This window comes from Desulfosediminicola ganghwensis (assembly GCF_005116675.2).
GTDB lineage: Bacteria > Desulfobacterota > Desulfobulbia > Desulfobulbales > Desulfocapsaceae > Desulfopila > Desulfopila ganghwensis.
The window spans coordinates 930733-952933 of the sequence record NZ_CP050699.1; the positions used below are offsets into that span (position 1 = coordinate 930733).

At 48.5% G+C, this 22201-nt stretch carries 14 protein-coding genes and 2 pseudogenes; 10 read left to right on the forward strand and 6 right to left on the reverse strand.

Annotation, left to right across the window (positions count from 1 at the left end; all coding sequences use genetic code 11):
- Window positions 1-128 precede the first annotated feature (128 nt).
- Entirely contained in the window at window positions 129-908 is a 780-nt protein-coding gene (locus FCL45_RS04065; RefSeq protein ID WP_167495762.1) for a dimethylarginine dimethylaminohydrolase family protein, read from the forward strand.
- Window positions 909-935: 27 nt separating this feature from the next.
- On the opposite strand, the gene FCL45_RS04070 is transcribed toward FCL45_RS04065, so the two are convergent.
- Together FCL45_RS04070 and FCL45_RS04075 are read right to left on the reverse strand one after the other, a co-directional pair.
- Window positions 936-3086, reverse strand: a complete 2151-nt coding sequence (locus FCL45_RS04070; RefSeq protein ID WP_136797465.1) for an ATP-grasp domain-containing protein — start codon at window positions 3084-3086, stop codon at window positions 936-938.
- A 22-nt stretch (window positions 3087-3108) separates the two neighbouring features.
- Entirely contained in the window at window positions 3109-3684 is a 576-nt protein-coding gene (locus FCL45_RS04075) for a glutamine amidotransferase-related protein (RefSeq protein WP_167495761.1), read from the reverse strand.
- Between the two features lie 554 nt (window positions 3685-4238).
- On the opposite strand from FCL45_RS04075, the gene FCL45_RS04080 reads away from it, so the two are divergent.
- Complete coding sequence (locus FCL45_RS04080) at window positions 4239-5633, forward strand: glycoside hydrolase family 1 protein (protein ID WP_136797463.1); 1395 nt, start codon at window positions 4239-4241, stop codon at window positions 5631-5633.
- 410 nt (window positions 5634-6043) lie between these two features.
- On the opposite strand, the gene FCL45_RS04085 is transcribed toward FCL45_RS04080, so the two are convergent.
- Together FCL45_RS04085 and FCL45_RS04090 are read right to left on the reverse strand one after the other, a co-directional pair.
- Window positions 6044-6247, reverse strand: a complete 204-nt coding sequence (locus FCL45_RS04085; protein WP_136797462.1) for a hypothetical protein — start codon at window positions 6245-6247, stop codon at window positions 6044-6046.
- Window positions 6248-6861: 614 nt separating this feature from the next.
- Window positions 6862-8076, reverse strand: coding sequence for a molybdopterin molybdotransferase MoeA (locus FCL45_RS04090; protein WP_136797460.1), 1215 nt, complete (start codon window positions 8074-8076; stop codon window positions 6862-6864).
- A gap of 61 nt (window positions 8077-8137) precedes the next feature.
- Between FCL45_RS04090 and FCL45_RS04095 the strand changes: the two genes are divergently transcribed.
- From FCL45_RS04095 to FCL45_RS04125, 6 genes and pseudogenes are all read left to right on the forward strand, one after another.
- Complete coding sequence (locus FCL45_RS04095) at window positions 8138-8362, forward strand: hypothetical protein (RefSeq protein ID WP_136797458.1); 225 nt, start codon at window positions 8138-8140, stop codon at window positions 8360-8362.
- 410 nt (window positions 8363-8772) lie between these two features.
- The gene (locus tag FCL45_RS04100) at window positions 8773-9948 is read left to right on the forward strand and encodes an ABC transporter substrate-binding protein (RefSeq protein WP_167495760.1); all 1176 of its coding nucleotides are present in this window, start codon (window positions 8773-8775) and stop codon (window positions 9946-9948) included.
- Between the two features lie 403 nt (window positions 9949-10351).
- Complete coding sequence (locus tag FCL45_RS04105; protein ID WP_167495759.1) at window positions 10352-12247, forward strand: chorismate-binding protein; 1896 nt, start codon at window positions 10352-10354, stop codon at window positions 12245-12247.
- A gap of 722 nt (window positions 12248-12969) precedes the next feature.
- Window positions 12970-13946 (forward strand): annotated as a pseudogene (locus FCL45_RS04115) (IS3 family transposase); the annotation flags it as partial.
- A 213-nt stretch (window positions 13947-14159) separates the two neighbouring features.
- Window positions 14160-15218 (forward strand): IS110 family RNA-guided transposase, encoded by a 1059-nt coding sequence (locus FCL45_RS04120; RefSeq protein ID WP_136800040.1) that lies wholly within the window; start codon window positions 14160-14162, stop codon window positions 15216-15218.
- A 12-nt stretch (window positions 15219-15230) separates the two neighbouring features.
- A pseudogene (locus tag FCL45_RS04125) lies at window positions 15231-15434 on the forward strand (IS3 family transposase); the annotation flags it as partial.
- 183 nt (window positions 15435-15617) lie between these two features.
- On the opposite strand, the gene FCL45_RS04130 reads toward FCL45_RS04125, so the two are convergent.
- Both FCL45_RS04130 and FCL45_RS04135 read right to left on the reverse strand, forming a co-directional pair.
- Window positions 15618-16709, reverse strand: a complete 1092-nt coding sequence (locus FCL45_RS04130) for a GTP pyrophosphokinase (protein WP_136799424.1) — start codon at window positions 16707-16709, stop codon at window positions 15618-15620.
- Between the two features lie 278 nt (window positions 16710-16987).
- Window positions 16988-18166, reverse strand: coding sequence for an adenylate/guanylate cyclase domain-containing protein (locus FCL45_RS04135; protein WP_136799423.1), 1179 nt, complete (start codon window positions 18164-18166; stop codon window positions 16988-16990).
- Between the two features lie 535 nt (window positions 18167-18701).
- Here FCL45_RS04135 and FCL45_RS04140 point away from each other — a divergent pair.
- Entirely contained in the window at window positions 18702-20675 is a 1974-nt protein-coding gene (locus FCL45_RS04140) for an FAD-containing oxidoreductase (RefSeq protein WP_228721439.1), read from the forward strand.
- 60 nt (window positions 20676-20735) lie between these two features.
- Window positions 20736-22184 (forward strand): decarboxylating NADP(+)-dependent phosphogluconate dehydrogenase, encoded by a 1449-nt coding sequence (gene gnd / locus FCL45_RS04145; RefSeq protein WP_136799421.1) that lies wholly within the window; start codon window positions 20736-20738, stop codon window positions 22182-22184.
- Window positions 22185-22201: the final 17 nt, after the last annotated feature.

Sequence of the window (22201 nt, forward strand, 5' to 3'; positions counted from 1 at the left end):
GAAAGACTCTGTATTTTTCGGATGTATGCTGAATACGCCGCTCCAGCATGAACCGATGAGAATTTCACCTCACGTGTTTGTAACTGAATCGGCTAGAAATGTTTTTTTGACTTTATATGAGAGGGATTATGTTATCAGCTGTGACCCATGTTCCATCACCCGCCCTGCAGGATTGTGAGCTGACTTTTGTCGAAAGTGAACGTATCGATTATGAACAGGCAGTGCTTCAACACCGCAACTATTGCAAGATGCTTGAGCGCTGTGGGGTTCGCGTAATAATATTAGAGGAAAACAGCGTGCTTCCGGACAGTGTCTTTGTGGAGGATCCGGTTATCGTTTTTGATGAGGTTGCAGTTCTCACTTCCATGGGGGTTGAGTCACGCCGCAAGGAACGGGCCACCCTGAAAGAATTTTTCAGCCGCCATCGACGGGTTGAGGAAATTAATCTGCCCGCCAGGATAGAGGGTGGAGATGTGCTGAAGATCGGTAAACGGGTATTTGTCGGCGAATCGCCCCGAACGAATATCGCAGGTATCCGGGCCCTGGAGCACATTATTGCTGGTTATGGTTATAGCGTGACCCCGGTAAAAGTGTCTGGCTGTCTGCATCTTAAAACTGGTTGCACCGCCCTGGACGAGTCGACAATTATCATCAACCCTGCCTGGGTTGACAGCAGCGCTTTTGCTGAGTTTAAACATATCAATACCTTGCCCGGGGAACCGTTTGGGGCTAACGTGTTGCGTCTGAGTGGTAATGGCTCTGACACACTGTGTATGAATGAGGCCTTTCCGCAAACTATCGATCTGGTTGGCTCTGGCGGGTATAGTCTGGTTACTACGGATATATCTGAGTTTGTAAAGGCCGAGGCGGGGCTTACCTGTATGAGTGTACCGTTTCTTGCAATGTGAGCTGATTTGGCCCCCTGCAGGATGCCCTTAATTCCCGTTTAGCAGCAATGTCAGTAGCAGCGCTCTGTCTATCACGCTTCGCCGTAAAATAAATTCAGATTTCAGACCATTGAACCCACCCATGGGGCCGAGTCCGTCTATTCGGGGGATATCTATGGGGATATTACAGATATCCGCGGAGTTCCAGCGGTGCTCTTCGATGATCGTGCTGTCGATACTTTTAGAAATCCTCGATAAGCGGGAGAGTAGTTCTTTGCTCTGGTCACTGGCGGATAGTGGTTGACGGTTCATTCCACCTTCAAGTTGACTCTGTAAAATCTTTGTGAGCTTCCTTGGTAATGTTGTAATTTTTCGTATACGCTGATCGATTTTTTCGAAGTTCTCGACAGTATTGAACCTGACGCTGATTTTGGCTGAGCCGTATGCGGTTATCTTGAAGATATTGGAATGAAAATTGGCACGGTAAGGGGCAATCACATTCTCTTGTTCACTGTCTCTGAGATCAAGTATTGAACTGATGGTCCCAAAGAACTGTTTAGAAGCTAAAGCAACATTTTCAGAGCAACTTGAATCAATCAGCCTCGAACTGTAGTGGTATGATGCCGATCCAGATCGGCTGGTTATGACGCTGCCATCGGTGCTTCCCCCATGCAGGCCGATGACATGACGTGCTTTCAAGGCTTTCTGGGCAATGAGGTTTTTGGAAAACCTGCCGGACGCGGAAGAGTCTGTAATTACTAAAATACCTATTTTAATTTTCTTTAACGACTTGATAAAGCGGAGAGCCTGCAGCGCCGAGAGACAGGTAACAATACCTCCTTTATTCTCCCAGATGCCGGTGCCATAGAGTCGGTGTTCAGTGGCCCGATAACTTTCATGACGTTCCATTGGCACCGAGTCATCGACAGGCATGAGGAGCAGATAGTCAAGGTCATCCCCCATGGAGTTCGTCAGATACATAAGATTGCCGACTTCAAATTGAGGGTAAATCTCACTGGTGAAATTCAGTTGCGCAAGATGACTTTTCAGAAATTCCGTGCACTTGTTGACGCCTTCGGTGTTCCGTGAATATGTGTTTGTATCTATGAGCTTTTCAAGCATTTCCTCGGTGTTTTGCTGGCGACCCCGCAAGAAGGTGCGCAGGCGGCTTGCCAGGGGTGATTTTCTGGTTTTCTCATTGGGCAGGGAAGAAAGAAGCGGGGCGGAGAAGTAGCGCACAGTTGCGACGTCGAGCATTTTATTCACCAGTGAACAATAGTCGTAACCAGCAACTTTCGCGGCTGCCACATATGAGCCGCCTTGGCCGAGACTCGCCATTGAGTTGATCTCAAGCAGATAGATGTTGCCGCTGGCATCTACACGGATATCCACCCGTGCAAAGTCTCTCAATTCAAGGGCGTGAAAGGCGCGACAGCTGAAGTCGGTAAGCTTGTCGGCGAATTCCTGCGGGATCTCTGCCGGGCAGATTTTGCGCCGCGGCTTTCTCTTTTTGTCATCTTCAGTCTGGATCGCGTCCGGGTCTCCCTCAAGGTCAAACTCCAGAACAGGGAATGCCTCGGCGGGTGAATTTCCCAGCAAGCCAACAGCAAACTCCCTGCCAGGTATAAACTGCTCCACGAGGGCCTGTTGCTGGTATTCGGTGACAATAAAATGTATGGATTCCCGTAATGCGTTTTCATCATAGACGACTTTCAGGCCGAATGAGACGCTCTCCATTTTGGGTTTTACAATTACTGGATATCTGACGTCGGATAGAACTTCGCTGGATGAACTAAAAACCCAGAAATCGGGTGTGGGGAGTCCTTTGTTTTGCCAAACCACCTTGGTTATTACTTTGTCAAGCGCGAGCGCATGGCCTGATGGAGTCGATCCGACATATGGTATTCCAAGCATTTCAAGCATTGAAGGGAGATGGGTGTATCGGCTTTCGCCCTGAATGCCGTAGGCCATATTGAAGACCATCCCTATCTGTTCGCCATTAATGGTGCGTGGCATAAAGTTCTGCAGTCGCTCTATAACGTACATATTGCCGTCTATGATCGCCGTATCATGACCGGCAAGTTCAAGACAGTGAGCTACGTTTTTAACATTTTTCTGGGAATAGAATTCCTTGTTCTGCATGCCAAATTTATTCAGCACGCCGGTAAGGTCCATATTGTATATAATTGCTACTTTCATTTGCTCTTCTCCAACGCCAGGGTTATGCAGGCACCCCGCACATCTTAAGAAAATTCCTCACCATGCGGAGGCCAGGTACTCCTGAAACTTCCGGGTGAGATTGGAAACCGTAAATGGGTTTTTCCTTATGCCGAATTATTTCGTTGGGAGTCGTGTCTGACTCAGCCAGGGCGATAAAATCCGGGGAGATCTCAGAGACGTGATAGGAGTGTCTTTTGATCAGACTGATCTCTGTTGTGCCCAATCCTTCGAATATCGGGTCGTCGTGGATGATTCGGATGGTCTCCTTTTTCTGGAGGTATTTTTCCAGCTTTTTTATTCGCCCCCGGTATGCCGCCGCGATTATCTCATGGCCCAGGCAAAAGCCGATTGTTGGTACGTCAAAGTTCATAAGGGCCACAAAATTGGTGGTGAGGTTCAGGGGTTCGTATGGATTGCCTTTGCCACCTGAGAGAATGATCCCATCGATCTCGGTTTTCGCAGAAAGCGTTATGGGTTGATTATGATCAAAAAACACATAGTCAAAGTCTTGTTCAGAGAGATATTGTCGTTTGAATTTCTTAATGAAGCTTGATTGGTTGTCGATTATGAGGATCATTTCATTTCCCTTCATTGCTGATGTCTGACTGTCGGATGCAAATGCTTAAGAGCAGTTCTCCGGCCTGATGCAAGGAGGTTTGCAGCGACTAATCAAGGAGCAGAAATACCAACGGGAACGGGTTGTATCGATAACAGGGGATAGAGTGAGTGCTCAATCTTTGATTGACGTATCAGCCACTTTATCAACCCTGAGAACACCTATGCGACCTTTCCCGGGGCACAACTGACTGTTGCTGTTTCATGATACTATTTTATCGCAAGGAGTCGGGTTAGGTGGAGCAGTTTTACGGTAAAGGCAAAATTAGCAAATGGTAGACTTGAAGGGGTATTATCAGAATTATTTTTGGAGTTTCACACTATCGTCTGTTACCGGGAATGGTTTTGTATTCAGATCAATTGATTACCCTTGACTCTGAACCTCAAACCTGAACAGCAGGTTGTATCGGTGTAGACGATGGTGATTTCAATACACATGATATTGATGCCGGCTCATTACGTTCAGGGACAATGTTGATCCTGGGGCCGGATTAGTTTGCCATGGGAGGTGGGGCTATGAAGTTTCCAGAAGATTTCCTCTGGGGAGGGGCTATCGCTGCCAATCAGGTGGAAGGTGCGGTCAATGCCGGCGGCAAGGGGCTATCCACATCGGACCTCCTGCCCCGTGGGATATTGCAGCCACATGAGAAGCCTGATCAGAAAGGGCCGAACATTAAAGATGTGGCCATTGATTTCTATCATCGCTTTCCTGAAGATATTGCTCTGTTGGCCGGAATGGGATTTACCTGTCTGAGAATGTCCATAGCCTGGAGCAGGATATTCCCACAGGGAGATGAGAGCGAGCCCTGCGAGGCGGGGTTGGCATTCTATGATCGGGTCTTTGCCGAGCTGGAGAAATACGGTATACAGCCGTTTGTTACACTGTCGCATTACGAGATGCCATATGGTCTGGTGGAGAAATATGGTGGCTGGGCTAATCGCAGGTTGATAGGCTTTTTTGAACGCTATGCAGAAGTGGTTTTTCAGCGCTATTCCCGGCAGGTAAAGCTTTGGCTCACATTTAACGAAATCAACATGTCGCTGCACGCACCTTTCACCGGGGTTGGTTTGGCTGAAGAGGCAACTGAACAACAGATTTATCAGGCAATTCACCATCAATTGCTGGCAAGTGCCAGGGTGGTGCGGCTTTGCCATGCAACCATCACCGGGGCGAAAATAGGCAACATGCTGCTCGGTGCCATTGCCTACCCGCTGAGTTGTCATCCTGATGATGTTATTGCCACCATGCTCGAAAACAATAAATGGCTTTTCTTCGGGGACGTGCAGGTACGTGGCCGTTATCCTGGGTATATGTGCAGGTATTTCAGGGAAAACAACATCGACCTGGAAATGGAGGTGGGTGATCTGGCTGAATTGGCAGACGCGAGCGTGGATTTCATTTCTTTCAGTTATTACGCAAGCCTCTGTGCAAGCGCTGATAGCAGCAGGAAAGAAGTCGGCAATATCGTTGCCGGGGTGCCAAATCCGCATCTGGCAAAGAGTGAGTGGGGGTGGCAGATCGACCCCAAAGGAATACGGTACTTGTTGAATGTATTGTATGATCGCTATCAGAAACCCTTGTTTGTGGTTGAAAATGGGTTGGGTGCCAGTGATGTTATTGATGATAACGGCCAAATCAAAGATGATTATCGCATTGCTTATCTAAACGATCACCTTCTGCAGGTTGCGGAGGCTCTTGCCGACGGTGTTGAAATTATTGGTTACACAAGCTGGGGGCCGATAGACCTGGTAAGTAACTCAACTGCTGAGATGAGCAAGCGTTATGGGTTCATTTATGTCGATCGTAATGATGACGGCAGCGGCACCATGCGTCGAATTAAAAAGAAAAGCTACTATTGGTACAAAGAGGTGATTGGTAGTCGGGGTGGGGCGTTACGTAACCTGAGTTGATAAGAACTCTGTGCCGGGCCGGACGAGAGCGGGCTACGTAGAGGGATGTACAAAAGAGACCTTGCCCATTTTCGCTTGTGCTGGGATGACCTGCACGGGAGAGAAGGGTCATCATCACCAGTTTTTTGGGAGCCTTTTCATCAATGTTGTCTGTCTCAGCCATTGTCACTATTGGCGAGTATTTCCAGGATCCTGCGATTGAGCTCTTCAAGTGAGTTTTCTTGCACAACTTCGGCAAGAGCAGTTCCGATACTAATGATTCCTAGTGAAAGGCTGCCCTAACAACAATGGGCCTCTAACCTTATGGTTGAAGATTTATGCAAGGGTAATCAGCAAAATTGCATGGGAAATTCTGGAATTGCTATTGTGGTAAAGCGCAGAGTGATGGCGTTTAGGCCGGGGCCAATCAGTCACAGGGAACTGTTTTCGAAGACAGAAATAGTGATGATCAATAGTAGTGTGGTGAGCGCGGAATAGCCGGGGTAATAGTTTCCAATGGCAGCGCCGCGGCTCCAGCAAGTCTGAAAGAAGGTGTACACACCGCAATGATCGCCACAACTGATCTCCATGGCAGGAGTTGAGTGGAGAACATCACCTTTAAAGTACGCGATCAACGTCCACCTGCGATTTTTCAGACAGAGCCCTTTAACTCATTGATGCAGGAAATGTGAAGAAGCTCACAATCTCCCCCGGTGCCACTGTCCGCGCTGTCTTCAAGTGCTTATGTACCACGGGTGCCATTTTCTCCTGAAACGGTGATATATACGGTTTAAAATGGGTTGTAACTATATCTTTTTCGGTGAAAATCGACCTGTCCTGACAAAAAATAACATCGTAATATTTTTCAGGACGGGTATTATGGTACTCGGAATCGGGCATGGGTGAGTCGAATTTGCGGTTCTTGTGGAAAAAGGTGTAGATTAACAAGATTGTACTTTTTTCCCGCAATCAACTGTACGTGGAGTTTAGCAGGGCAGTGTAGGGGACGGTAATCCTGCAAAATGCTATGCGGGAAAGCGGAAGACCAGGTGAGGTTCGCCTGGTCTTCCGTCTTTTAAAGGCTGCCTCACATCTTATTGCTGTTCATTCCAGATCACTTTCTCATTTTTTCAAATAGAATCAATTTCAAATCCCTAAAACCTGACAGGCGTACGGCATCTGCCCGATCTCGTTTCGCCTATTGTAGCACCAACCACGCCCACCACCAGATAGGCATTTTGATATAACTTTACGGCTCGCCGACAGTTGACGAAAAGGGTGCTAAGGTAAGTTGAACGGCAATTGGTTCACCTTTTTCAAAAGATGCGCGGTCGGCAGGAATGATCAGGTAGCAACACGGTGGCATAAGTTTGCTGGCTTCTTTCACTTCGCATCTGCCGTTATTGAAAGAGAGTATGCCACCTTTCAATTGCATTACTCCGGGCCGTTTAACAGCAAAGTCATGGGTGAGGTGGGCCTGGATCGTAATGGGATAATGCTTTACAATACCCTGCATTTGCAAGAGCGCCGGACCGACGATACAATTCATCAGGGCCCGAACGGCGGTCGGTGGTCCAGGCAGGCCGAAGAAGAGAGTGCGTGCCAGGGTGCCGCAGAGGGTGGCTTTGCCGGGGCGGAGGTCCAGCCCGTTATAGAGTACATCGCCACCGGTATTTATAAACGCCTGTTCTATAAGGTCATACTTTCCGGGACCCATGCCGCCGGTGCTGATCACCAGATCATAGCGATCGTAGGAGAGTTTGTCGATGATGGCCGCAAGTTTATCCGCCGAATCATGCACTGTGCCAAGATAGGCAGGAACAGCGCCAAACTGACGGATAAGGCCATCAAGCAGGTAACGATTTGAAGAGACCTTAAGCCCGGGATGCAGCTCCTGAGGGGTGTCGACCAGTTCACTGCCGGTGCAGAGATAGCCGACCCTGGGCCGGTTGTATACTTCAATATCCTCACAACCCACAGCTGCCAATGTACTGATATGATCAGGCAAGAGTACGGTCCCCGCCTGGACGACTTCAGCCCCGGCTGCAATCTCCGAACCCTGCTCCTGAATGAAGGTGTTGCGGCGTTTGAGCGCGGCAAGAGGGACTTCGATCCCTCTTGAAGTCTCGACACAGTCTTCCTGAGGCAGTACCCGTGTTCCACCTTTGGGCACCATGCCGCCGGTCATGATTCGTGAGGCTTTCTCAGGTTCCAGCGAGGGCGGTGCAATTCTTCCTGCGGGGATCATACCTGAAACCGGGAAAAAAACAGTCTCGCCAACGTGTTGTCCATAATCACCGATAACGTAGCCATCCCGAAGTGATTGCCTGAACTCCGGTTGTGGAACAATGGCCTTGTGCAAAGAGGCGGTAACCCGTGCCAGAGCGGCCTCAAGAGAGACACGTTCACTGCCGAGCGTGTTAATTTTACAGGCTATTAGCTGCTGACACGACTGGAAATCCATAGTAGGCTGCTCCACTGACTTCGGCTACTTTTTTATCGAGGTTGTATATCGATAGCCTGAAATGGCTAACAGATTTTTGTGCATCATACCCAGATTGGCAGTGGTACGAAACAGCCATTATCTGCCGGCCACTCGAAAAGAGAGCGAAGTTCTTCTTCCAGTAAAGGATATGACCGAGGCCGTTCGTTCGTTTATCGGCGAAAGCTACAACGATATCAATTGCTATGAGCTGCTGGTCAAGGGACTGCGGCAAATGGATATTCAGTATGGCTGGAATCGTCGGTAGTGACCCTGGGTAGACTCGAGCCCTCGCGTATCGTTGCTCAATGTGACCCTGCTGCGCGAAGCTTTTCGAACAACCCGTTCAAAGGCGGGGGCTGATTGAGCCAGGCGCGAAACTATCCTGTCCAATACATTGATTATTCAGGAAAAAAACTACTAAAGAATCTAAGTGGGTTGAGAGGCCTGGGGCGGTGTTGTAACAATTTGTAAAGATTGTAATAATCGTAATTCAAGTGTGTTGGTCAGACCCTTACCGGTGCTTCCTGTTCCTCGAATTATATTGCAAAAACCATACGTTATCGTATAAAAGGAATCTTGGCATTTAAGGATTTTATATACCAGGTACGCGAGCTGTCACTGGTTCTCGTCAGGTGAAGATTTCCAGTTGTGATGAAGGAAAAACGGAGAGAAATCATGTCCCTCAGAAAGTTTGGAAAGATCAAGAGTATTTTCAGCGCACTTGCTCTGTCATTATTGGTGACCGGAGCTCAGGCAGCTGAGACCATCAAGATAGGTATCAACCTGCCGCTCAGCGGGGGGATGAAGAATCTTGGAAGCAACAGCCTTGAAGGTGCGAAAATTGCGAAAGATGAAGTTAATGCGCAGGGGGGACTGCTCATAGGTGACAAGCGTTATCTGGTTGAATTTGTGGAGGGGGACAACCAGTCGAATGTGGAGGTGGCAGTACGTGAAGCGCTTTCCCAGATAAGCGGTGAGAATGTATTGGGTATCGTCGGTCCCATTATCAGTTCCATAGCTATCCCTGTCGGCGGTATCAGCGAATCGTTCAAAATTTCCATGATTTCTCCTACTTCCACAAATCCGAGAACCACCCAGAAGAGACCGTTTGTTTTTCGCGCCTGCTTCCTTGACGATTTTCAGGGTGAAGTGATGGCACGGTTTGCGACCAGGGACCTGAAGGCTGAGAAAGCCGCGGTACTTTTTGACTTTGATAACGCATACCCCAAAGGGTTAGCAGAGTTTTTCAAGCTTTCTTTTGAGAAGGAAAAAGGTGAAGGTTCGGTTGTTTTTGAAAGTTGGGAAAGCGATGCGAGCGACCTCTCCAAGCAGATAGCCCGGATAGTTGAATCTGATGCGGATGTGCTTTTTGTTCCGCAATACTCCAGTGAGTTGCCCAACATCTTTAAACAGCTCGAGGCAGGTGGTTGGAGTAAGCCTGTGCTGGGCGGTGACGCCTGGGAAGCATCTGATCTTCTAGAGATATGTGGAGAATCCTGTAAAGGGCAATACTTCAGCTCTCACTTTGCAGCACTTGGTGCCAAAGGAATTGCCGGGGACTTCGTCAAGAAATTTAATGAGGTGAATGGCTCAACGCCTACCGCGTTCGGCGGCCTGGGCTACGATTCCGCCAAACTGTTAATGGAGGCGATCTCAAGAATAGATGGTTTCAGCGGTAATCTTTTTATCGATCGCGCCAAGATCAAGGAGCAGATGGCGGCTATAAAAGATTTCCAAGGGGTCTCGGGTGTGATCAATATGAACCCAAGTGGTGACCCGCTGAAAGGTGCCGTTATTATCCGCATCACCGATACCGGTGAGTTTGAGTCCTACACCACTGTGAATCCGTAACGCACAAAAACAACAGGGGTCAGATCTTTCAGATGGACTCGATAAAACTAAGTGTTGACAAGTTGCCGGCTTTCTATAATTCTTAGGTCACTGATTTTTAAACCAGCAAATAAAACAGGTAACAGACTTTGATTATGCATACTATTTCTTCTTCCAATAACTGGTGTATCTGGCGCAATTGGCGTAACTGGCGCGGATACGTCGACGGAAGTTGGTAGTGGCATAGTCTCTTTAGTATGCATTGATATAAGGGCCCTTGTGAACCGACTTCAGGTTTGCAAGGGCCTTTTTTTTCTCCCTTACCATGCTTTTAAGGGAGAAAACGAGGTCGGGCAGATCCTGAAGAAAAGACGGAATCAGGTCGCTTTTCGGGCGCATGAAAATCATCTATCAGGAGAGCAAAATGAAAACCATTCTCGAACGCCTTACCTCCGGTTCGACCCCGTTCTGTATAATCCAGAAGCAGGATAGTGAAGAGATTCTTATCGTCACCGGTGAGACCGCCAGCTACCGTAACATCAAGGATATTCCCCGACAACATGGTGCAACAGGGAACGGCAGGGTGTACGACACCATCAGTGTGGTGCCGTTTTGCCAGATCCGGGAGCGTGGCTATGTGGTCCGTGATGGTGGTGAGGAGATCCTGACCATCAAGATTCACGAGCAGTATGAGGTTGATGCCGAGGAGTTCATTGGCCAGCTGCCCGTGGAGGAGATCCATCTCGACGGGGAGATAACGTACGAAACCAGTGAGGAAGAGTACGGCAGGATAATCAGAAAAATTGTCGAGGATGAGATTGGTAACGGCGAGGGGGCCAATTTTGTTGTGCCAAGAAATGCCAAGGGGCAAATTAATGACTTTTCGGTGGCTTGCGGTCTGACAATTTTCAAATCACTGCTCGAAAACGATTACGGAACCTACTGGAAATATATCTTCTATAACGGTGAGCGATTCTTCATCGGCTCCACCCCTGAGCGACATCTGCTGGTGGAAGGGGGAAGGGTGAAAATGAACCCGATCAGTGGCACCTTCAGAAAGGGTGGCGATTGGGCGAACAGAAAAGAGTTCAAAAAGGATCTGCTCACTTTTCTGACCGATCAGAAAGAGATCAACGAGTTGTTCATGGTAGTGGATGAAGAGCTGAAGATGATGGCCAAGATGTGTGATCGTGGTGGTGCCATTGTCGGCCCTCTGCTCAAAGAGATGTCACAGCTGATCCACTCTGAATATCTGCTGGCGGGGGAGAGTGACAAAGATATCTTTGAGCTGTTTACCGATTCGATGTTTGCCGCCACTGTAGTTGGCAGCCCGGTGGAGAGTGCCTGTAAAATCATCGCCAAATACTCTGATTCATCCAGAAGGTACTACGGTAGCGCAATGATGCTGGTTGGCCGGGACCAGGATGGTGAGGACTTTCTCGATTCTCCAATCACCATACGTACAGCGGAGATAAGCGTTGATGGCAGTATGCATTTAAGTGCCGGGGCGACCCTGGTCAAAGATTCCGTGGCCGAATCTGAGGTACTGGAAACCAAGGCCAAGGGTGCAGCTATTCTCTCCTCAATTGTCAATCCCGGCAAAAAAGAGCAAACCCAGCCGCTGTTGATGCGCCTTTACAATGATGACGAGATCGTGGAAACCATGGTCCAGCGCAACCAGAATCTTTCAAATTTCTGGTTCTTCAAACAGGAGACCGGTGACATCGCCGGCAGTAATGGTGAGCGGGTGAAGATAACTATCATCCACAACGAGGATGATTTTGTCTATATGCTACGTCATATGTTCAGCTGCATGGGGATCACGACCCATGTAGTGCGCTATGATGAATATGATTTTACCAAAGATGAGAGCGATATAACCTTACTCGGGCCTGGTCCGGGTAACCCCAACGATACGGGTTCCCCAAAAATCGCCAGGAATCTCGAGATTGCCGGCCAATTAATCAGCTCCGGGAAAAAATCGCTATTTATCTGCCTTGGCCATCAGATTCTCAGCCGCAGTCTGGGGCTTGAGGTGGCGCGCAAGGAAAACCCCCTGCAGGGCTCCCAGGTCAGAATTAATTTGTTCGGCCGTGAGGAGCTGGTTGGTTTTTACAATACTTTTGCTCCTAAAGTGCCCTTGCAGTTACCCGAGCAACTGCAGGGGCAGGAGATAGCCACCATGCCTGAACTTGGAGAAATTGTCGGTATTAAGGCAGAGAATTTTATAGGTTACCAATTTCATCCTGAATCTCTGCTAAGCAAGAACGGCTTCTCAATTCTCCACACCAGCGTGAACCACCTGCTTTCGAAAAAGTAAATCAGCAAAAGCTGTTGTTCAGCTGCTTCGATAAACTCACCTTACGACATCAGCACCGGTGACGATAGAGTCATCGGTACTGATGTTCAGCCAAGTAATTCAAAATATTCGCTGGCTGATCATTTTTGACGCCTAACTTCTTGATTCGGTAGCGTCAGATTGCTTCTAAGCCAATAATCTTACCGCAAACCGGCTGTAATCTGTCAATTCCCGTCGTGCGTTTGGTCTTTGTCTCTGTTCGTGGAGGTGAGCGGGAATGTGGTGCATCGATGCCAATACGGATACGATGACCCTGAAGTAAATGAATATTGTGGAAAGGGCGGAAAACTACTGCATGACGTAGATGTAGAATCGGATCTTGAAGTGAAAATCCGAACCATCATAGGCAGGCAAAGAGGTAAAGGTTTCAGGGATAAAAGAGTGGCGAGTACAAAGCTTCCGGATTTGGGATCAACTTCACTCAATCAGAAAGGGCTCCAGGTGAAGGTGGATGAATGTACTGGTTCGTTCCCTGGCTGAATATTATACTTGCAGCTGTAAAAGCAGCCCGATTCTTCAATAGGGTAGAAACATGTCTTTTGAAATCGATGATGCCGAAGCGGCCGGGCTATTTGCGGCGCAGAGGCAACTTGTGCGGTTATGCTGGTAGATGCGTTTGATCCTGCTATAAAAGAGTGGACACTCAGATAAGCCAATATTAAAGAGATTGGCAGGAGGAAGATATGAGTGTTCAAAGAAGAAGATACGATCCAGATTTCAAGCGCAATGCAGTTCAGCTGACCGATGATCCCGGCAGGTCAGTGCAAGATGTAGCCGACAGTCTCGGTATCTCTAAAGACCTTCTCTACAAGTGGAGGCGTGAGTTTCGAGCCAAAGAAGAACTAGCTTTCCCTGGGAACGGTCGTGAGGCTCTGACTGAGCAGGAAAAGAAAATCAGGGACCTTGAGAAAAAGCTCAAGGATGCCGAGATGGAACGAGATATCCTAAAAAAAGCTGTGGCCATCTTCAGCAGAGCACCGAAATGAAATATAGATTCATTGAAAAGAACCGCTCAGCATTTCCGGTGAAGAAGATGTGCCAGGCTTTAGAAGTTACCCCGAGTGGTTTCTATCGTTGGGAGAAAGCCCCTATCTCCACGCGAAAACGAGAAAATATACGGATTAAAGAGCGCGTGAAGGAAATCTTTAGCGCTCATAAAGGCATGGTCGGCAGCCCGCTTGTTACCGCTGACTTGCGAGATGAGCGTGAATTTTCCAGCGTTAGTCGGCCTCGCGTTGCGCGATTAATGAAAGAAATGGGGTTGAGGTGCAAAACAACAAAGAAATTCGTAGTAACAACCGATTCAAAACATAAGCAACCTGTAGCGTCGAATCTGCTCGATCGTAAATTCTCAGTTTCAGCTCCAAACACCGCCTGGGTGAGCGATATCACCTACATCAAGGTCGGTGCAAAATGGCATTATCTCACAGTGTTTATTGATCTATTCTCTCGCGCGATTGTTGGCTGGGATCTGAGCGATTCCCTGGAGAGTAAATCTGCAATATATGCACTTAAAAAAGCAATAATGAGGCGCAGGCCTGCACCAGGTTTGATGATCCATAGTGATCGTGGCATTCAGTATGCAAGTTCCAGTTTCAGGGCTGTACTAACACAGAATGGATATATTCAAAGCATGAGTCGCAAGGGAAATTGTTGGGATACTCAGTTATAGTGGTATTGAATGTCAGGCTAGCCTGACCCGTGCTGGGATTGGCTCTATTGCCTTTGCGTTGACCTGTCGGCTGGCCCTGGCGTTCCCCATGCATCACTGGGCCGATTGCTTGTGACCTAATAGGAGCTTTGTCCTGCATCTTGAGTGTCCTGTCCTGTAATCCGGGCTGGTGATACCTACTAAACTTTTAGGAGGTAGTCGATGAGCAGCCAACTGACACGTGAGGTAATCCTTGGTGTTGATACCCACTTGGACCAGCACATTGGAGTCGTCATTGATAGCGTAGGCAAACTTTTAGGTCATTTATCAGTTACAGCTAATTCAAAAGGATATAAACAATTAGCTAAATGGGCTCGATCTTTTGGAGACCTGCAAAGAGCGGGGATTGAAGGTACTGGAACTTATGGTGCGGGCCTGGCCAGGTATCTTGCTGCGGAGGATGTTTTAGTTCTGGAAATTAATCGACCAGATCGTTCAATGCGCCGATTTCGTGGAAAATCTGATCCAACAGATGCTGAGAGTGCAGCCCGCACCGTTTTATCAGGTACCGACTGTGCAGTTCCAAAATCACAGTCAGGTGCAGCAGAAGCAATGCGTATTATTTCAGTTGCTCGACGTAGCACGGTTAAATCCAGGACACAGACAATCAACCAGCTAAGAGGCTTGTTAATTTCTGCGCCAGATGAAATAAGATCAAGATTATGGAAATCAAATGCTGCCGAGTGTGCGAAATGCTGTGCACGCCTTCGTTCTTTGGGTGAAACAAACTGGTCGAAAACCTTGGCAACAACACTTCGCCTCCTTGCTAAGCGCTGGTTATACTTGACAGAAGAACTGAAGTTATTAGACAAAGATCTGGAACAATTGACTGCAAAAGCAGCTACGCGGGTGCGTAAGCAGTTTGGTGTCGGGCCTCAAACAGCTGCCATATTGCTATCTGTAGCCGGCGATAATCCTGAACGTTTACGAAGTGAATCAGCACTTGCATCGTTGTGCGGTGTTAACCCTTTGGAAGCATCTTCTGGGAAAACAGTCCGTCACCGCCTGAATAGAGGTGGTAACCGAGCTGCAAACAATGCTCTCTGGACGATCGCCATGGTACGCATGAGGAGTGATCCACGCACCCAGGTTTATGTCGCTCGTAGAACTGCAGAAGGAAAATCCGTGAAAGAGATACATCGTTGTTTGAAACGTTATATTGTCAGAGAATTGTACCCATTAATTTTGGCTGATTTGGAAGATGCCGCCTTGACCTCTTGACATAGGAGCGTCAATGCAGTCGCTGAATCCTTCTTTGCCTCTTTGAAGACACAGCTGACTCATCACGTGAAATTTCGCGACAAATTGGAAGCCGAGCATTCACTGTTCAACTATATAGAGGTCTATTTTAATCGTCAGAGGAAGCACTCGACGAACGGTTACAAAGCACCAGCTCTTTTTGAGCAGGAGTGGTGGGATAGGGACAAAACGGCTTAACTAGGGTTCCACTTTATTGTTGCAAGATCAGTTCATCGATAGGTCAGCGTGATTCAGATAAGTTAATCGCCGCTACCATAGCATTGCTGAGTTATGGGGAGGATACGCGTCTGTAACCCGGCCTATGGCGCTGTCCCGGGTTACGTGCAGTAATTTGTCGCAAAAGATTGCCCGGCCGTCCGGTTAAGGACGTTCCCCCGAAGTCTCGTCAAGCCACTCCAGAAATCTCTCCTTTACCCGCTTGGAGAGAATCCGATCAAACTTTTCCCGGTCATGGAGAAAGAGACTGTGGCGAATTGAGGTATATGGGCTAAAGGTCTTGTCGGGATTTTCCTGGAGAAACTTTTCCCGGTATTCTCTCACTGTTTTCAGGTTTTCGATGAGACATTTATGCAATTCAGATTTCTGAAACTCTTCATCCAGGCGCAGAATATCGTGTACGAAGCCATCCACCTTATAGTCAACGAATTCGAAATCACGGAAGAAATGCCCGGCAATCCTAAGGAAATTAAAGGCATTCAAGCTTTTTGCATGGGATGATATTCCGGCTTCGTCAAGAGCCTGCCTGGCGTCATCGATCAGGTCTGTAACCGGTTGCACAGTCTCCTGTTGGATCAGGGCTGTGGTGGCATTCCGGATCTCTTTGAATTCACGATCGGCAAGTTCAAAAAGTGCGGCAAGAATATTGATCCTTCTCTTAAGGTCGCTGGGGATTGATTTTTTGTACTTTATCTTGTGGTCAAGCACGCTCCAGGCATCCTGGATAAGGGATCGGATCTGTACTTCAAATGAGAAACCTGCATATTGGTGATACTTAGGCAGCCCGGCCATTTCGTCATTGAGGGCAAGATCAAGATGAAGCCCTTTGTAGCCAAAGGAATGTTCAGTGCTCTCCATTGAAGAAATCTTATCAGTCACATCAAGTACTTTGAAGTGCTCCTCCAGCAGCCGATACACCTGGTCGATCTGATCTTCATAGAGGCAGACAATGCGAATGCCGATGAGGTCTGAGATGAAGTCTTGTATTTCATACGGATGCTCGGCCGCTTCTACCTGCCGCAGGTATTTACGATGGAATTTTTTAATACATTCTTCCCTGCTCTTGATTCGTCCTTCAACCTTTGGAATTTCACCAACATTGACGTTGTCGAATCGTTTGATCTGGGCATTGATAATGTTGATATAGCTGTTCATCGCTTCCACGAGCAGACGGCGATTGCTGTCGTAGAACTGCCTGAAGTTAACTTTTTCCGTTTCGAAGTCTAGTGATGCCATGGTGTTCTATTATATGAAAATCTTCTTTAGCGGCCAATCTGTTGAGTAGCTGTATAGAGAATAATATATGAATTGTTTTAGACCCAACGCAAAATAGTTCGTCTTTGAGGAAATTACTACCTGCAACTCCAGTCGCTCAAGTTTGGTTTGCGGGACAGTTGACAAATATTAAAAGCGGGTCAGTGTTAGGATATCAGTTTTGGGGTCGAAAAAGAGCACACAGTTCGTTGCTTAATGTACTCATTACCTGCAGAAAAGAAGTATCAGCCCAGATCGTCTTATCCAACCGCCGGGGCTGTGACTTCCGGCTGATGCTGGGGAATGATCCCTTTGGTACTCAGCTCGGCTTCCAGCTCTGCCTGTTTCTGGCGACGTTGCTGGGAGGCGAGCATCCACTGTTCGTTCGTGGCGAGAACTTTGTAAACCCTAATTGTCGCGTTGTAATGTTTCGACTTCAGGATCTTGGGGTGGGCAAAAACAAATTTTTGTCTGGTATATTTGTAGGTCGATGCAGAAACACATATCTGATCGCCGGGGCAGGCTGATTCGAGTCGTGATGCCAGGTTTACGCCGGTGCCGAGGACTGTGTAATCAAAAAAATCTTCTGAGCCAATTGTACCGGCAACCACTTCGTCAGTGTTTATGCCTATACCAAGCTTAATATCGACATTGAGCTTGGTCTTATAGGCTTTCTTGAGTTCCTGCATGGCTTTCTGCATCTCAAGCGCGGCATTAAGAGCTTTCTCTGGGTGATTATCAACGGGCTCGGGATTGCCCCAGACAACCATCATTGAGTCACCGATCAATTTATCGACAGTGCCTCCATGGGTCTTGACGATAGTGATCAGCTTACTGAAGCAAACTCTCAGCATGCCGATCACTTCCTCTGCGGGGATAACTTCACACAGTTTGGTGAAGCCGCGAAGGTCGGCGAACATGATGGTCACTTCTTTTCTCTCACCGCCTTGCTGACAAATATTGGGATTTTTGATCAGCATGTCAGCTACGGACGGTTCGACATAGCTGTCCAGAGTTCTTCGTATGCCCTCTTTTTCTTCAATGAGAAATGCTTCTTCCCAGCCAAGCACACGAATTATAGAAATGATGCAGCCCATCAGCGGGGCGATGATCGGTACATAAACGGTACTGTCCGATGCGTAGGAATAGGCGAGCAGGATATAAAAGAACCAGATGATAGTTGTATAGAGGATGCCTTTGTTTGCTCCTTCTTCAGTAATAATAAAACCCGGCATGAAGGTGTGAAACATAATGATGAATATCATTATAGGAGCAGGCAGAGCAACGAGATCGCCGGGATTCACCCTGGTGATCAGCAACGCGTCGAAAGTGGCAAACTTATCGATGTACTGCAGGGCGCAGAGGGTTGCTCCTATTAGCAGGGAGACCCAAAGAAACATTTTCAGTCTGGAATATTCGTTTTTCAGGTGTAAGTCCATACGCACCGATATGGTTTAGTTTCATGCAAACATTGATATTAGCGAGATTCGGGCAGGACACCTGTCCATATCCGAAAATAGCTCTATGTCATACAACTTACTGAATTTCTCAAATATTCCCCTGCATCAAGTTAACGGAAGGTGAAGCTTACTTCAACTGGAAAAACAATATGAAGTAATTATTTTAGCTATTTAAGCGATGTGCGAGGTCAGGGTGTAGCCCTTTCAAGATGTGAGACATATCTTTTAACATTATGATATAACGACGTATGTTAGAAGAGGGGATCGGTGAGCCCTGGCAGGAGGATAACCAGCAGCCAATGGGATAAAGATTTGATTAGGAGAAACGGGAACTAACGTTTCTGGTGTAATTTGTTGTAAAATTTGATTTCAGGCAACAACTACAGGCGGGAGGATTGAGCGGCCCGGTAGCAAATTCGGCACGTGCAGGTTCTGGATTGAGGCGTGTGAGAAAATCAGGCCGGGAATTCGTGATTACCGAATAATGAGGTGCGTTGTGGTTAAGGAGAAGGGCTTGAGTGAAAATGTGTCATTGGGAAATGAGGAACTGGAGTCTCTGGCCACCGAGTTCAGGTCGATATTTGATATTCAGCACAGAAAATATGGCTTTCCTGCCAGGACCTACCGGAATTGTTTTGTCGGTGAAGAAGCGGTTGCCCGCCTTCTCGAAACCGGCATGGCCATAGATGAAGGGGATGCCTTGCGTCTTGGCAATCTTCTAATGGCGCATGGGGTGTTCCACCACGTGCAGCGAGCGCATTCGTTTAAAAATGAATATCTCTTTTATCGGTTTGCTGTCGATGAGGATCATGGCGGGGTGGCTGCTGAAGCGAGTCAGGAATCCTGGGTCAAATGGGCCGATTTTTTGAGTAGCGGAGGGGCCGGCAGGAGAGGTGAGAAGGTATTGCAACCGACTCTCCCTGAGCCGGATGTCAATCTCGCCAGTATGGATCAGGTTTGCCTCGAAGAAGTGGGGATCTCGCCACTCGATGAATATAATGCACAACTTCTTGATAATGTCCATCCCAGAGCCTGGCGTGATCCTGAACCGAAGCCGAAATATAACCTGGTGGTGATAGGTGCCGGAGCCGGTGGATTGATTACAGCGGCGGGCGCAGCGGGCGTTGGTGGCAGGGTGGCGTTGGTGGAGTCACATCTTCTCGGAGGAGACTGCCTGAATGTGGGCTGTGTACCTTCCAAGGCGCTTCTTGCCTGTGCAAAGGCGGCGGCCCATACCCGTGAGGCCCATCACTATGGAGTGCGGATCGAAGGGGAGGTCCGTGTCGATTTTGGTTTTGTCATGGAGCGGATGAGGCGGCTGCGAGCACAGATCTCGCCGGTGGATTCAGCTGCACGGTATGCGAACCAGCTCGGTGTCGATGTCTTCCAGGGCAGGGCAAGATTTATTGGTAAAGACCGGGTGGAGGTTAACGGCAAAGAACTGAACTTTGCAAAAGCTGTGATTGCGACCGGAGGGACTGCGGCTTTGCCGAATATCCCGGGGTTAAAAGAGTCACGGTATCTGACCAACAGCTCAATATTCAATCTTACAGAGCTGCCGGAACGTCTCGGAGTTATAGGTGTTGGCCCGATCGGAATGGAGCTGGCCCAGGCATTTCAGCGTTTTGGCTCCAGGGTTACGGCCTTTTCCAGATCTGGCAGGATATTGCCCAAAGAGGACAGGGAAGCAGCAGAGCTCGTCAGGGAATCTATTGAAAGAGATGGTGTGAAGATAGTCTTTCATGCACAGTACCAGAGGATTGAGGGCAAAGATAGTGAAGCTCCAATCCGGTTGGTTCTTGCAAAGGACGGTGGAGAAGAGGTGCACGAATTTGATGCGCTTCTGGTCGCGGCGGGTCGAAAACCAGCGGTTGCTGATCTTGGTCTTGAAAAGGCGGGGGTGGATTTTGACAGTCGCAAGGGCGTGCTGGTCAACGATCAACTGCAGACCTCAAATCCGGATATCTTTGCTGTGGGGGATGTTGCCGGGCGCTATCAGTTTACTCATATGGCCGATTTCATGGCACGGCAGGTGATAAAGAATGCACTGTTTTTCGGCAAGGATAAAGTATCTGAGCTGATAGTCCCATGGGCCACCTATACCGATCCGGAGGTCGCGCATGTGGGGCTGTACCAAAGGGATCTCAAAGAACGAAATATCGCCTATACTACCTATAGCCGCGAGTTCAGACATCTGGACCGGGCCATAGTTGATGGTCGGGAACAGGGGTTTGTAAAGATTCATGTTGCCAGAGGGAAAGGGAATATTCTCGGTGCCACCATTGTGGGTAGTGGGGCTGGAGATATGATCAGCGAGATAACGCTGGCGATGCAATCGGGGACAACTTTAGGGAGCCTTGCCGCTGTCATACACCCATATCCCACAATGGCGGAGGCGATTCGCCAGTGCGGGGACGCGTACAATCGCGATCGGCTGACTCCGACCATAAAGAGTATTTTTCACAAACTGATGGCCTTGAGACGGTGAGCAATTGCCGGATTTTTATATTCTCAGGTAATAGTTAAGCATAACAATGGAAAGACGAATATGAAAAACACATTTGGTCTGGCCGGCCTGGCGGTAATGGGCGAAAACCTGGTGCTGAATATCGAATCACGAGGGTTTTCCGTTTCTGTTTATAACCGCACGTATGCGAAGACGGAAAAGTTTATGGCGGGCAGGGCCCGGGGGAAAAATATAACGGGCTTCGAGAGTGTGAAATCATTTGTTGAGAGTCTTGAATCACCTAGAAGAATCATGATGATGCTGAAGGCTGGTGATCCGGTGGATCAGTTTATTGACCAGCTCATTCCTTATCTTGAAGAAGGTGATATCATCATCGACGGGGGTAATTCCAATTTTCACGATACCATACGCCGACTGGAGTATGTCGAGCAGAAAGGATTTCGCTTTATCGGTAGCGGCGTTTCCGGCGGGGAGGAGGGAGCGCTGAAAGGCCCCTCGATTATGCCCGGTGGTTCGGTAGCTGCCTGGCCCTATCTTGAACCTGTATTTATGGCAGCGGCTGCTAAAGTTGATGACGGTACTCCCTGCTGCGCCTGGATGGGGCCGGGAGGCTCAGGCCACTTCGTGAAAATGGTGCATAACGGCATAGAGTATGGCGATATGCAATTGATCTGCGAGGCCTACCATTTCATGAAAGAAATCATGGGCATGGATAATAATGAGATCCACTCAACATTTGCCCGTTGGAATAAAGGGGAGCTGAGCTCCTACCTGATAGAAATTACCGCAGAGATAATGGCGTTTCGCGATCAGGACGGCTTTGCCGTTGTCGACAGAGTTCTCGATGCCGCAGGCCAAAAGGGCACAGGCAAGTGGACTGTTGATGCCTCACTTGATTACGGGATCCCGCTCTCGCTGATTTCAGAGTCGGTATTCGCTCGCTGCTTGTCGAGTTTTAAGGAGTTGAGAACGGAGGCGTCGAAAGTTCTTTCAGGGGATGTGGCGAAATTCGCAGGCGACAGACCCGCTCTCCTGGAAGATCTGGGCAAAGCACTCTATTGTGCCAAGATTATCTCATATACCCAGGGATTCGGGTTGTTGCAGGCAGCGTCAGAGGAGTATGGCTGGCAGCTGAATTATGCCGATATTGCCAGGATATGGCGTGGCGGGTGTATAATTCGTTCGGCATTTCTCGACCGCATAGCCGAGGCGTATACTGAAAATCCGAAGTTGGCAAACGTGCTGCTGGCGCCATACTTCAAAGAACAACTTGTCGGTTCGCAGATGAGCCTGCGGCGGGTGGTTGCCACAGCGTTGATGGCAGGCATTCCCATGCCCTGTCACAGTGCAGCCATCAACTATTTTGACGGATTACGGACCCAAAGGCTACCTGCCAATCTGCTCCAGGCCCAGCGCGATTATTTTGGCGCGCATACCTACGAGCGTGTTGATAAACCGCGTGGTGAGTGGTTTCACACAAACTGGACCGGCAGGGGCGGGACGACTACTTCAACAAGCTATTCGAAATAGTGTCCGCCGAACAGGCG